Raw genomic sequence first — 13709 nt, forward strand, 5'->3', positions numbered from 1 at the left:
AATGAGAATTTTAGCAGTTTGTGGTATGGGATTAGGCAGCAGTCTGGTTTTGAAGATGAATATTGAGAAGGTTATGGATCAGGAAGGAATTAAGGGGACAGTTGATGTTAAAGATCTATCTTCAATTCAGGGAGAAAAAGCTGACTTTATTTTTGCCAGTGAAGAAATTGGTAAAAAAATTGATCATCCAGCCGAAGTAATCAGTGTTAAAAATATGACTGATCGCAATGAGATTAAAGAAAAAGTTTTAACAGCAGCAGCTAAGCTTTCAAAATAAAATTAATCTGGGGAGGTAAGTTTAATGACTTTAATTAATTTTATTGTTTATCAAGTTTTAAATGAACCAGCAGTTCTGGTCGGTTTAATGGCTTTGATTGGTCTGGCTGTTATGAAAAAACCTTTCTCCAAGATAATGTCAGGCACTTTAAAAAGTATTTTAGGATTTGTTATTTTGGGAGCTGGTTCTAATGTTCTAATTAGTAGTTTAAATAATTTAGGGCCGATGATTCAGCAGACCTTTAATATTCAGGGAGTAATTCCAACTAATGAAGCAATAGTTGCCCTGGCCCAACAAACTTTTGGTCGAGAAACAGCACTAATTATGGGTTTTGGTTTTCTAGCAAATTTACTTTTTGCCAGAATTACTCCTTTAAAATATGTGTTTTTAACAGGTCATCATATTTTCTTTATGGCGGCTCTACTTTCAGCAGTTTTGGGAACTGCTGGTTTAAATGAAATCCCTTTAATTATAGTAGGTTCTTTATTATTAGGTTTTGTAATGGTTTTATTCCCTGCTTTAGGAGCACCCTTTATGAGAAAGGTTACCGGTGGAGATGAAGTAGCAATTGGTCATTTCGGGACCACAGGCTATATTGCTGCTGGTCTGGTTGGGCAGCTAATTGGTGATCCAGAAGATAGTACAGAAGATATTGAGTTTTCCGATTCACTTAGTTTTTTAAAGGAATCTGTGCTTTCAACAATGTTAACGATGATTATCATCTTTTTTATCATTGGCTTATTTGCTGGCCCGGAAGTTTATGCTGAATATGCTGGCGAGCGCAGTCTATTTATGTTTGCTTTAATGCAGGGTATTACTTTTGCGGCTGGGGTTAGTATTATTTTAAGTGGTGTCCGGATGATTATTGGTGAGATAGTACCTGCTTTTCAAGGAATTGCCGAAAAAATTGTGCCTGATGCTAAACCAGCTTTGGACTGCCCAATAACTTTTACTTATGCTCCCAATGCAGTAATTATTGGTTTTATTTTTAGTTTTCTGGGAGGTCTTGTCAGCATGTTTTTGCTGGGACCACTGGGATTAGCTTTAATCATTCCCGGCATGGTACCTCATTTCTTTACTGGAGCTACTGCTGGTGTTTTTGGAAATGCAACTGGTGGCAAAAAAGGTGCAATGTTGGGTGCTTTTGTAAATGGGATTTTGATTTCTTTTTTACCAGCACTTTTATTACCAGTTTTAGGTTCCCTCGGTTTTGCTAATACAACTTTTGGTGATGCTGACTTTGGTGTAGTTGGAATTATAGTTGGCTATCTGGCTAAATTATTTAGTTAAGATGGGAAAAAACACTCGTTTATTTAAGTTATATAAATACCTGGCCGATCGGTCTGAACCTGTTTCACTGCAGGAACTGGCTGCTAAATTAGAGGTTAGCAAGAGAACAATCCGTTATGATCTTGCTGAAATAGCAGATTTAATAGCAGATTACAAGCTTAGCTTAATTAGAAAACCTAACTATGGTATTTTACTCCAGGGGACAGATTTAGAGCTGGGCCAGGCTTTAGCTGAATTTGATCAATTCTATCAACGACGTCATTTTCAGACTGCTGATCAGAGAAAATATTTAATTTTATATAAACTGTTTCAGAAAAAAGATCCCTTAATTATTAATGAACTAACTTCACTGCTTGACGTAAGTGCTGTTACAGTTAGTAAAGATCTTGATCTAGTGGCAGAATGGCTTAAATATCATGGATTAGAATTAATTAGACGGCGTAATTATGGAATTAAAATTCAGGGAGCAGAATTAAAAATAAGGCAGGCTATGAAAGCTTTGTTTAATGAAACTTATGAAAGAGATGATATGTTAGATTATCTAAATCAGGTTAACAGTAAGTCGGCCTATCAAGTTGAACTAAAATCAAGCTATAGTAGTAATTTACAGGAGTTATTACAGGAAATTGATTTAACTAAAATTGAGTTAGCTGTTAAAAATTTTGCTGAACAGGAAATAATTAAATTTACTGAAACTGCTTTTAGTAATCTGGTGTTGCACCTTGCTTTTGCCATTTTGAGATTGAGAGCTGGTCAGGAAATTAAGTTTGCCCCCAAAAGGCTTAAACTGCTGGCAAAACAGCCAGAATATCAATTAGCTGTTAAGATTGCTCACACTCTAGCAGAAGAATTTAAATTGCAGCTGCCAGGAGAAGAAATAGCTTTTATTACACTACATTTATTAGGTGCCAGAAGAAATTCGACTGGTAATACAGCTAATTTAAGGCCAGCTAATTTACCAAATTTAATTAGAGAAATGATTCGAGTTGTCGAAAAATACTTTGCAGTTAAGCTAATTAATGATCAAAAACTAGTTACTGGTTTGACAATTCACTTACAGGCAACAATTAAACGGATAATTTTTGATTTACCGATTGAAAATCCTCTTTTGACAGATATAAAAAATAAATATAAAGCAGTTTTTGCAGCTGCTCAGCTGGCAGTTAAACTAATTCAGAATGAACTTTATGTTGAGATTAGTGAAGATGAAACAGCATATTTAGCGCTGCACTTTGGAGCTGCTCTAGAGAGGCTTGGTTATCATAAGCAGCGGCAGGTTAAAGTTATTTTGGTATGTTCAAGTGGAGTTGGAACAACAAATTTACTTGAAGTTCGTTTAAAAAATGAATTTAAAAGAATTAAAATTGTTGCCAGTGTAGCTAGTTTTGAGTTGAGCAAACAATTAGAGTTATTCACAGAAGTAGATTTTATAATTACTACTATTCCACTGGGCAGATTAGCTAAAGATTGCGTGTTGGTTAATCCACTTTTAAATGAAGAAGATATTGAAAAGATTAAAAAGTATCTTCAGAATCATCAGCTGAGCTATGGTATTTTCAGTGAAGAAAGTTCTGAACAAATTAAGTCGGATTTAATAAAGCAACAGCCAGATCGCATAGTAGAATTACTTAAACCTTATCTAAAACCTGATACTGTACCAGCTGCACAGAAAAAGTTGGAACAATATTTTAATTATCATGTGCAATTAAATGATCCTTCTCCATTGGGGCTGCTCGCTTTTTTAAAAGCTGGTCATTTAAAAATTTCTTCACAAAAGTTAAGTTGGCAGGAAGCCTTAACTCAAGCTGGTGAATTATTAAAACAAAAAGATTTAATTACCGAAAATTATATTAAACGGATGATTGCAATTGTTAAAGAAAATGGTCCTTATATTGCTTTAGCACCTCAGATTTGTCTTGCTCATGCTAGAATTGATGATGGAGTTAAGCAGGCTGGAATAAGTTTACTGATTTTGAAAAATGGCACTAAACTAGGGCATGATTTTGATCCAATTAATTTTGTGTTTGTGCTGGCCCCAGTTGATAAAAAACAACATTTACCTGCGCTGACAGATATAATTACTCTTGCTAATTGCCCAGAATTGTTGACTAATATTTTGAAACAAAAAAATGAGGCAGATGTACTTGCTCTGTTAAAAAATAGTCTTTAGTTTTAAAGAGATTTTTAGTTATAAGGAGGCTAAGTTTATGCTGCAAAAAATTGCTGATACAGTTAAAGTTCTTTCGGCAGAAACAGTTAGCCGTGCTGGTTCTGGCCATCCTGGCATGCCGCTTGGCTGTGCTGAATTGGGAGCCTATTTATTTGCTAAAGTAATGAAATATAATTCTGCTGAGCCTGCTTGGTTTAATCGTGACCGGCTAATTTTATCGGCTGGACATGGAGCAGTCTGGCTCTATAGTTTACTTAATCTGGCTGGATATAATTTAACAATAAATGATTTGAAAAATTATCGTAAGTTTAAATCAAAAACACCAGCTCATCCTGAATTAGGAATAACTCCTGGTGTAGAAATGACTACTGGTCCGCTAGGCCAGGGATTAGGTCATGCAGTTGGCATAGCTATTGCAGAAACAATGTTGGCTGCACATTACAATCAGCCAGAATTTCCTTTGCTTGATCATTATACTTATGCAGTAGTTAGTGATGGAGATCTTATGGAAGGTTTAAGTTATGAAGCTGCTTCTTTAGCAGGTAGTTTAGGACTTGGCAAACTAATAGTAGTTTATGATCAAAATGGAATTTCTATCGATGGAAAAACTAATTTAACTTTCCCAGATCAAATTAAACAGCGCTTTGATTCTCAGAATTGGCAGGTTATTGATCAGGTACAGGGAAATTCTTTTATCGATTTAGCAGCTGCTTTTAAAGCAGCAAAAACTGATTTTTCTCGCCCAACTTTAATCGCTGCTCAAACTGTAATTGGAGCAGGGGTGGCTGGCAAAGAAGGTACCAGTGCTGCTCATGGAGCTCCTTTTACTGATTCAGAAATAAAAGAATTAAAAATTAAATTAGGTTTTTCTGAAACAGCAGAATTTGTAGTTCCGCAATCTGTAAGATCATATTTTGTTGATCGTAAAGCAGAACTGATGAGTGAATTTGAGAACTGGCAGTATTTATTTGAAAAGTATCAGGCTAAGTTTCCAGAGTTAGCTGCTGAACTTGCTGCAGGAGTTGAACTTAAAACAGAGATTGATTTCTCAGCGGCAGGATTAGATTTTAAAAAGCAAAAACCACTGCGTAATTATTCTGGTGAATATTATCGTTATTTAGGTGAACAACTACCTTATCTAATCGGAGGAACAGCTGATTTGACTGCATCAACCAGACTCAATTTTGATCGTTATCCTGAGCTTAAAAATGGTTATTATAAGGGCAGAAATATAAAGTTTGGTATTCGAGAGCATGCTATGGCAGCAGCTGCTGGCGGAATAATGCTGCATGGTGGCTTAAGACCGGTAGTTGCAACCTATTTGACTTTTTCTGATTATATGCGGCCGGCAATCAGATTAGCAGCTTTAATGAAATTACCAGTAATCTATCTTTTTACTCACGATTCTATTTTTGTAGGAGAAGATGGTCCTACTCATCAACCAATTGAACAGCTAGAATCTTTACGATTAATTCCTAATTTACGAGTAATTAGACCTGCCAGTGGGGCAGAGGTTAAACTGGCCTGGCAGACTGCTTTAAAAGAAAAAGATCAGCCAGTTGCATTAGTGATAGCGCGACAGGCTGTTGATTTACTGCCAGCAGACCCGATTTTAGCTGATTTTGATCAGGGGGCTTATCTTGTTACTGAATTTAAACAAGCAGCAGGAAAAAAGCTGGTTAGTATTTTAGCAAGTGGAAGTGAAGTAGCAACTGCAGTAGCAGCAGCTCAAGAGCTGGCTAAGAGCTGTAACTGCCGGGTGATTTCTGTCCCAGAAAAAGAAAAACTATATTCTGCTCCAGCATTTTTAGCCGAATTACTTGCTGATTCAGATTTAGAAGTAGCCGTTGAAGCTGGTTCACCAACCGGCTGGTATAGACTTTTAACTGGTAAACGACTGGTAATTGGAATTGAAGAATTTGGCTACAGTGCAGCTGGAGCAGAGATAGCAGATTATTTTGGCCTTACCGCTCAAAAAATTGCTGCAAAGATAAAAAAGATTATTTAAAATGTTTTTCAGAAGAAAATATTAAAGTCCTGGCAAAAGTAAACTTTACCAGGACTTTTTTATAAATTTATATTTTAAAATATAATAAACTATTTTGTAAATGGCTTAATAAAATAAAATTCATTTTCAGCAGAATGTTTTTGATTGAATTTATAACCATCAATTACTAATTTTTTAATTTCAGAGAGACTATTAACCTGATTTTTAATTAGCTGATCAAGCATTTTACCCCTGTTTTTCTTGACATAATAGCCCATTGTTTTTAGAGTACTATCTGCTTTTTCCTCTTTAAAGTAAAAGTCGACTATTTTCCCCTGATAGTTTTTTTCTACAGCTCTGCTATATTCGTTAGAAGCTAGATTAATAATTAGATCAGTTTCAGCAAAATAGTCTGTCATAACTTCCTGCCAGTAATCATAAAGATTAATTTCATCTGGTTTTAAACTCATTTCTAGTCTATATGGCCAAATCTCAGTGTCAGAATGTAGCGGACCATACATTGGCGAAATGATAATTAATTTTTCTTTGAGATAAGCCAGCTGTTCATTTGTATAGTTATTTAAATTGAGCTGTTTAAATACAGATCCATTATAACATTCCAGAGCTTGAATAGTTTGATTATCAAAACTATGATTTTGATAAAGCTCATAAGTTCTATCCAGAAGATTACCTTGAATAGCAAGCTCTTTTCCTAAATCTTTTTTAGATAGAGATTTAAGATAATCAAATAGTTTTTTTGTGAGATCTTTGTGTAAAATATCCCTACCTTTTGTCTGCTGTTTTCTTGCTTTATTTTGAGTTTTACTTGGCGATAAAATTATTTTCAGTTTAATCAGTCCTTTCTTAGCTAGTTTATGATTAAATTAAATTCTTATTTTAATATCTTCTCGATTTAAGCAGATAAACCTTTTATAATTGCACTTTTAGTTAATAACTGTTATATTTAACTAGAGTCATAATTTATGTTTAACTTATTTTTTAAATCTTTAATCAAATAGGTGATAAAATGGATAAAAAAAGTAGTAAAAATAACATTAAAGCGATTATTTTTGATATGGATGGAGTAATTATTAATTCAGAACCGATTTATGAGGAAGTAAATAAAAAGATTTATCCTGAATATGGAATTAATTTAACTCAGGCAGAGAGAGATAGTTTAAGGGGAACCAGTCTTTTTGATAGCTGGCAAAAATTGCTAAATAAATTTGAAGTTAAAGCGGAATATAGTCACTATAAAATAGAAGATTTTATTGAACAGCATATTCACAGCTATTACGTAGGGTTAGCTAATAGTGAAGATCTTAAGTTGATGCCAGGCGTAAAAGCATGGTTTGAATTTTTTAAAGAACATGGTTATAAAATGATTATTGCTTCTTCTTCTTATCCTCCAGTTGTTGAGTATATTTATCAAAGGTTTGAACTGGCTGAATATTTTATAGGTTATGTTGATAGTACTACAATTATCAATGGTAAACCTGCTCCTGATATTTATCTGCGGGCAGCTAAAAGATTAAATTTCAAGCCTGGCGAGTGCCTGGTTATCGAAGATTCCGAAAATGGGGTTAAAGGAGCAAAAGCTGCTGGATGTAAAGTGATTGCCTATAACCGGGCAGCTGATCCCAGTCAGGATTTAGCAGCAGCAGATCTGGAAATTGCTGAGTTTAGTCGTGATAATTTACATAAAATTTTATTTTAAGAGAACGCAAAAAATTAAACGAGTAACTGAATATTAATAAATTAATCAAGCTAAGATAATAATTAAAAAAATAGTTTAAAGTTATGCGGCAGATCCTTGTCAGGGATCTGCTTTTTTTATTTACTTTATTTTTTAAATTAACTAATTGTTTATAATCCCGGGATACATACATCCAAATAGCACAAATCGTTGACAAAAGCCGAAAATTAAATTATACTGCTGAATATTGCATCACATTAACCTAACATGGAAGTTACGCTTTTTACGAGGAGAGAGGAGAGATGATATGTCAGATGTGGAAAATATTAAACAGTTAGATTTAGATAATAATCTTCATTCCTGGAGTAAACAGGGAGATTTGAATCCTGAGGTAATAACTAAAGCTGAAGGAATTTATTTCTGGAATGAAGAAGGAAAAAAGTTTTTTGATATGTCTTCCCAATTGGTAAATGTTAATATTGGTCATGGCAATAGTAAAGTTATTGCAGCAATTAAAGATCAGGCAGATAAGTTTCCCTACATGGGACCTGGAACAGCTTTTGCAGCTAAATCAAAATTAGCTGCTAAATTAATTGAGATTGCACCTGATAACATGGAAAAAGTATTTTTTACAATTGGAGGTGCTGAGTCAAACGAAAACGCAATTAAAATAGCAAAAATGTTTACAGGTAGACATAAAATATTTTCGCGTTATCGATCTTATCACGGTGCAACTTATGGAGCATCTAATTTAAGTGGAGAACCGCGAAGATTTGTTTCTGAACCAGGGATTCCAGGTTTTGTTAAGTTTTTTGATCCTTATCTTTATCGGTCGCCAATTGATTTTGCTTCTGAAAAAGAAGCTGCTCAATATTACTTAAATCAGTTACGAGAGCAAATTATTTATGAAGGAAGAGCAAGTGTAGCTGCAGTTGTTATTGAGACTGTAACTGGAAGTAATGGTGTTATAATTCCACCAGATGGGTATTTAAAGGGTTTAAGAAAAATTTGTGATGAATTTAATATTTTGCTTATTTGTGATGAAGTAATGGCTGGTTTTGGGCGGACTGGAGAATGGTTTGCCTGTGATAATTGGGATGTCAAACCAGATATTATAACTTTTGCTAAAGGTATTACTTCTGGTTATGTACCTCTGGGTGGTGTGCTTGTTAGTTCTGAAATAGCAGAATATTTTAATGAAGAAAAATTAATGTGTGGTTTAACTTATAGTGGTCATCCGATGGGATGTGCAGCAGGTTTAGCAACTCTGGAGGTTTATGAAGAGGAAAATTTAATTGAGAACTCTAGAAATATGGGAAAAGTTCTGGGAGAAAAACTAGAAGCAATAAAAGATCAGCATAGCTCAGTTGGAGATGTTAGGTATATAGGTCTTTTTTCAGCTGTAGAGTTGGTTAAAGATAAAAAAACCAGAGAGCCATTAACAGAATATGATAATGATCAGGAAGGAATAATGGCTGGTATTTTAAAAAAATTAAAAAATGCTGGATTTTCAACTTATTTCCACGAAAATATATTAATTGTCGCCCCTCCCCTAATTATTAAAGAAGAGGAGTTAGCAGTAGGCTTACAAATTCTGGATGATGTTTTAAATGAAGTAGATTTGATGATAGCCTAGAGCAGTTACAGTAGAATGAATTCTATAGTTAAATGTTTTAATAATAAAAAGGAGGAGTTACTTATGTTTACTTGTGATAAGGCAAGAATGAAGGATAAAATTGAAACTTTCGCTCAGTATGGTGATACTGGGAATGGCGGGATTACAAGATATACTCTATCTCCAGAAGATGTACAGGCGAGAGAAGAGTTTATTGAGAGAATGGAAGCTATCGGGGCTGAAATAACTACAGATGATATGGCAAATATTTACGCTACTATTCCCGGATCAGATCCTGATGCTAAACGAATTGTAATAGCTTCTCATACAGATTCAGTAAAAAATGGTGGTAATTATGATGGAATCCTGGGTGTTATAACAGCTATGGAAGTTTTAGAAACTGTAGTAGAAAATAATATATCACATAAGCATCCACTTACAGCAATGATCTGGACAAATGAAGAAGGATCATTATATCCACCTGCAATGATGGCTTCTGGTGTTATTTTTGGTCAATTTGATAAAGAAACAATGCTTAATTCAAAAAATGTTTTAGATGAAACTACTACTTTTAGAGAAGCTTTAAAAGCTAGTGATTATGTTGGAGAAAAATCAAATAGATTAAATGCAGATGATTATAAATATATGTTTGAACTTCATATTGAACAGGGTCCAATTTTGGAAGCTAATGAAAAAGAAATTGGGGTTGTAACTTGTGTCAATGGGATGCTTAATTATCGGATAAAAACTTATGGACAGTCTGATCATGCTGGTACTACTCCTATGGAATATAGGCAAGATGCACTTTATGCAGCTGCTAAATTAATTGATTATTTACATCAAGAATTAGATAAGCTTGCTTCTGATCTTGTCTATACTACTGGAGAAATAAAATGTCACCCTAATGTTCATACAGTAATTCCTGACCATGTTGACTTTTCGATTGATGCCAGGCATGAAGATCCTGCAGTAATTGAACAAGTTTTTGAAGTTATTAAGAATATGCCAAAAGAGATTGTTAAATGTAAAGTAGAGTATGAAAAAGCCTGGGGACGCGATACTGTATATTTTGATAAGCAATTAGTAGAGTATGTTAAAGAAAGTGCCGATGAATTAGGTATTTCTAACCAATATATTAATAGTGGTGCAGGTCATGACGCTCAGTTTGCAACTACAATGCTGCCAACTACTATGGTCTTTGTTCCTTCAAAAGATGGACATAGTCACTGTGAATTAGAACATACCTCTTTAGAAGAATGTACAAAAGGAGCAAGTGTAATGTTAAATGCAGTACTTAAGGCAGATATAAATAATTAAGCGAAAATTAATATTAATATGCCAGAATTAATAAATTAAGTAGTGAGTAAACGAGGAGCATTCCTGTAATGAATAAAAATCAGTATCGACAAAAAAATACCCCCTTGGTATAATACGGAGTATCAGAGGTCATTCTGATCTCTAAAAAACCAAGGAGGTATCTAATATGAATTATACTCAAAATGAAAAGATTATGCAAGTAAAAGTTTCAACACTGGTAGTTGGGGTGGATATCGCAAAGAACAAACATGCTGCTCGATTCTTTGATTTTAGAGGTATAGAATATGATAAGGCAATCTTTTTTGAAAATAATGAAGCAGGTTTTAAAAAACTTCTAAACTGGATTTCAAAAGTAAGTGAGAAGGAAAATAAAACTAGTGTAATAGTTGGTATGGAGCCTACAGGACATTACTGGTTACCCTTAGAAGAATATCTAAGAAGAAAAACAGATTTTTTGAGGGTAGTGGTAAATCCAGCTCATGTTAAAAAGAGTAAGTCTCTTGATGATAACTCACCAACTAAAACAGACAGAAAAGATGCTAAAGTCATAGCTAAACTGGTAATAGATGGCAGATATTCTGTGCCACATATGCCGGAAAAAGAATATGCAGATCTAAGAGTAGCAATGACTCACAGGGAAAGACTGGTTAAAGATATTATAAATCTTTCAAATAAAATTCAGCAGCTGATAGACAAATATTTTCCTGAATATCAAACTGTTTTTAAAAAATGGAGTGGAAAAGCTTCAGTTGCAATTTTAAAAGAACTTTTTTTACCTTATTTAATACTTGAAAAAACCGATGAAGAAATAGTTGGGATTTTCAAAAAAGGTGCTAATAGAGGTGTGGGTATTAGAAGAGCCAGAAAGCTCAAAAAAGCAGCTTTAAACTCAATTGGTATTAAAGAAGGTGGAGAATTCACCCGGTATGAATTAAGGAATTTACTTGAGCAGTATGAGCTTTTAAACGACCAGAAAGAACTGCTTGAAGAAAAAGTAGAAAAGTTATTTAACAGTATGGAAGAAGCTAAATATATGGAGTCAGTAAAGGGTGTAGGTATAATTACAGTGGCTGGTTTTATTGCAGAAGTTGGGGATATAAATGATTATGATCATCCCAAACAGATACAGAAACTTGCAGGTTTAAACTTAAAAGAACACAGTTCAGGTAAGCATCTTGGTCAAACCAGGATAACTAAAAGAGGAAGACCCAGATTACGGGCATTACTGTACAGAGTAATGCTGCCGATACTGGCTAAAAATCAGGAGTTTAGACAGCTGCATGAATACTATACTACTCGGAGGGATAATCCTTTAAAACCAAAGCAGTCAATGATAGCCCTGGCCTGTAAACTGATTAGAATATTTTTTGCACTTGGTCAAAAACATGTTATGTATGATGGTGAAAAGTTGATGAACGATATTGATAGAAATTTAGATTTACAGGAAGTAGCTTAAACATTAATTGTATTGTTTTTAATGAGTTGATAAGTTTATTGATTTAAGAAAGATTATTTAAAGTTGAGTAATAGAACTTTGAAAGAGGAAGACTGGATTAGCCGGAAATTATTTATTCCATTAGGGCTTAACAGAAGTTAAGACCCCGTCGAGGAGCAGAGCCGGCCTCCACCCATGGGAAGGTAGAACGAAGGAATGTTGGGACATAGATCCTGGGAGATATGGGAGGTAAGACCACCATGGTCTTGTGGAGATCCAAAGCGACCATAGAGGAATTTTTTAGAAAAAAGTTAGATTTTTAATCAGGTCGACTCTATATTTCCATAAATTAATATTTATGTCTTAAGTTTCTACTTTTCTAATTCAAAGAAATATGAAAAACTGCGAATAAGCGAGTATTAAAGAGATAACTTTAATTTAAAGAGGGAGGAAGAAAATGAGCAATTTAAGAGTAGATAGTAGTGTTTTAAAAAATTTAGGTGGTGACTTAAATTTACATGGAAATATAACTATTAATGAACAAGTATATGAAATGGCCTATACTTTAGATGATAAGCCAAAGCCTTTTTCTAAAGCGGTTGGCCTTGGGATGCAGCATGTTTTAACTATGTTTGGTTCTACAATCACAGTTCCTCTGCTACTGGCTCCTGCTCTCGGAATGAGTGGGATTCAGGTAGCAACTTTAATTGCTTCAGCGATGCTTTGTGCAGGAATAGCAACATTTTTACAGGTTAATTTTGGAACTAGATTGCCGATTATTCAGGGAGTATCTTTTTCTTTTTTAGGTCCATTCTTTGCAATTATCGCAGCCACTTCTGGAGGGGCAAACTCAATGCAGTATATTGCTGGAGCGATAATTACCGGAGCAATAGTTGAAATTTTTATTGGGTTTAGCGGCTTGATGGGCAAGATACAGCAGTATATTTCTCCAGTTGTAATTGGACCTGTAATTGCTTTAATTGGTTTAACACTTTATGCCTCCGGAGCACCGACTGCCGGTGAGAATTGGTTGTTATCCGGAATAGTCATAGTTTGCATCTTTTTATTTTCGCTAGTCCTGGGGCCAAAAAATACTTTATTTGCCCTTTTTCCAGTTTTACTGTCAGTAATTTTAGCTTATCTAGTTGCTTTAGTTTTAACTTATCTGGGAATATTTACCCCTGATTCGGCAGGTTATGTTAGCTTTGAAACTTTAAAAGCTTCGCCCTGGTTTAGAAGTCCGGCCGATATAATATTGCCCTGGGGTGTACCAAAGTTTAAATTCAGTTTCTTTTTAATTATCTTAGCTGGATATTTAGCTTCTGCAATTGAATCTTATGGTGATTATCAGGCAATGAATAAAGCTTGTCAGGGACCAGAATTAACTTCTGAAAAAGTAAGTAAAGGAATCGGTTTTGAAGGAGTTGGCTGCTTAATTACTGGCTTATTAGGTGGTTTTGCCAGCACAAGTTACACAGAAAATATTGGAGTTGTTGGTTTAACAAGAGTAGCCAGTCGTTATGTAGTAAATATTGGAGTTGTAGTGCTAATTATTCTTGGGATTGTTGGGAAATTTGGTGGTTTGATTTCTAGTATTCCCATGCCAATAGTTGGAGGATTATATATTTCAATGTTTGGTTTAATTGCTGCAATTGGACTTTCTCATACTGCTGATTGTGATCTTAATTCGCAGCGTAATTTGATGATAATTGGTTTTGTTCTTTTTATGGGATTAAGTTTACCAGTTTATTTTACTAATTCACCTTTAGAGTTTGAAAGATTTAGCTGGTTGGCTGATATCATCAATACAATTGGTAGTACAGGAATTGCAGTAGGTGCTATTTCTGGTTTGATTTTAGATAATTTAATTCCAGGAACTGATGAAGAAAGAGGGATTAATGCCTAGTTTGCTAAAAAAGGAG

General features: G+C 34.4%; 10 protein-coding genes. 9 read left to right on the top strand and 1 reads right to left on the bottom strand.

Going from position 1 to position 13709, the window contains the following annotated elements:
• The first annotated feature begins 1 nt into the window (after nt 1).
• Genes BMZ74_RS05335 through tkt form a run of 4 tightly spaced genes read left to right on the top strand, consistent with a single transcriptional unit; the run spans nt 2 to nt 5745 of the window.
• On the top strand, nt 2-277 hold the full coding sequence (locus tag BMZ74_RS05335; RefSeq protein WP_089860782.1) for a PTS sugar transporter subunit IIB: 276 nt from the start codon (nt 2-4) through the stop codon (nt 275-277).
• A 24-nt stretch (nt 278-301) separates the two neighbouring features.
• A complete protein-coding gene (locus BMZ74_RS05340) occupies nt 302-1567 on the top strand; it encodes a PTS ascorbate transporter subunit IIC (RefSeq protein WP_089860784.1) in 1266 nt (421 codons plus the stop codon).
• Between the two features lies 1 nt (nt 1568).
• Nucleotides 1569-3737, top strand: a complete 2169-nt coding sequence (locus BMZ74_RS05345) for a BglG family transcription antiterminator (RefSeq protein WP_177181371.1) — start codon at nt 1569-1571, stop codon at nt 3735-3737.
• Between the two features lie 37 nt (nt 3738-3774).
• A complete protein-coding gene (tkt, locus tag BMZ74_RS05350; protein ID WP_089860788.1) occupies nt 3775-5745 on the top strand; it encodes a transketolase in 1971 nt (656 codons plus the stop codon).
• An 89-nt stretch (nt 5746-5834) separates the two neighbouring features.
• On the opposite strand, the gene BMZ74_RS05355 is transcribed toward tkt, so the two are convergent.
• Nucleotides 5835-6581 carry a YaaA family protein gene (locus tag BMZ74_RS05355; protein WP_342742430.1) on the bottom strand — a complete coding sequence of 249 codons (747 nt, stop codon included), beginning with the start codon at nt 6579-6581 and terminating at the stop codon, nt 5835-5837.
• A 170-nt stretch (nt 6582-6751) separates the two neighbouring features.
• Here BMZ74_RS05355 and BMZ74_RS05360 point away from each other — a divergent pair, with 170 nt between their 5' ends.
• The 5 genes from BMZ74_RS05360 (at nt 6752) to BMZ74_RS05380 (ending at nt 13693) form a co-directional block, all read left to right on the top strand.
• A complete protein-coding gene (locus tag BMZ74_RS05360) occupies nt 6752-7441 on the top strand; it encodes an HAD family hydrolase (protein WP_089860792.1) in 690 nt (229 codons plus the stop codon).
• A gap of 286 nt (nt 7442-7727) precedes the next feature.
• On the top strand, nt 7728-9056 hold the full coding sequence (locus BMZ74_RS05365; RefSeq protein ID WP_089860794.1) for an aminotransferase class III-fold pyridoxal phosphate-dependent enzyme: 1329 nt from the start codon (nt 7728-7730) through the stop codon (nt 9054-9056).
• A 63-nt stretch (nt 9057-9119) separates the two neighbouring features.
• Complete coding sequence (locus BMZ74_RS05370) at nt 9120-10352, top strand: Zn-dependent hydrolase (protein WP_089860796.1); 1233 nt, start codon at nt 9120-9122, stop codon at nt 10350-10352.
• Nucleotides 10353-10518: 166 nt separating this feature from the next.
• Nucleotides 10519-11808 (top strand): IS110 family RNA-guided transposase, encoded by a 1290-nt coding sequence (locus tag BMZ74_RS05375; RefSeq protein ID WP_089860798.1) that lies wholly within the window; start codon nt 10519-10521, stop codon nt 11806-11808.
• Nucleotides 11809-12244: 436 nt separating this feature from the next.
• Nucleotides 12245-13693, top strand: a complete 1449-nt coding sequence (locus tag BMZ74_RS05380) for a uracil-xanthine permease family protein (RefSeq protein WP_089860800.1) — start codon at nt 12245-12247, stop codon at nt 13691-13693.
• Nucleotides 13694-13709 lie beyond the last annotated feature (16 nt).

Source organism: Halanaerobium salsuginis (assembly GCF_900114545.1).
Classification (GTDB): Bacteria; Bacillota; Halanaerobiia; order Halanaerobiales; family Halanaerobiaceae; genus Halanaerobium; species Halanaerobium salsuginis.

Coding starts and splice junctions, on each gene's coding strand:
- BMZ74_RS05375 (WP_089860798.1), top strand. CDS start 10,519: ATGAATTATACTCAAAATGAAAAGATTATGCAAGTAAAAGTTTCAACA.
- BMZ74_RS05370 (WP_089860796.1), top strand. CDS start 9,120: ATGTTTACTTGTGATAAGGCAAGAATGAAGGATAAAATTGAAACTTTC.
- BMZ74_RS05380 (WP_089860800.1), top strand. CDS start 12,245: ATGAGCAATTTAAGAGTAGATAGTAGTGTTTTAAAAAATTTAGGTGGT.
- BMZ74_RS05335 (WP_089860782.1), top strand. CDS start 2: ATGAGAATTTTAGCAGTTTGTGGTATGGGATTAGGCAGCAGTCTGGTT.
- BMZ74_RS05345 (WP_177181371.1), top strand. CDS start 1,569: ATGGGAAAAAACACTCGTTTATTTAAGTTATATAAATACCTGGCCGAT.
- BMZ74_RS05365 (WP_089860794.1), top strand. CDS start 7,728: ATGTCAGATGTGGAAAATATTAAACAGTTAGATTTAGATAATAATCTT.
- tkt (WP_089860788.1), top strand. CDS start 3,775: ATGCTGCAAAAAATTGCTGATACAGTTAAAGTTCTTTCGGCAGAAACA.
- BMZ74_RS05340 (WP_089860784.1), top strand. CDS start 302: ATGACTTTAATTAATTTTATTGTTTATCAAGTTTTAAATGAACCAGCA.
- BMZ74_RS05360 (WP_089860792.1), top strand. CDS start 6,752: ATGGATAAAAAAAGTAGTAAAAATAACATTAAAGCGATTATTTTTGAT.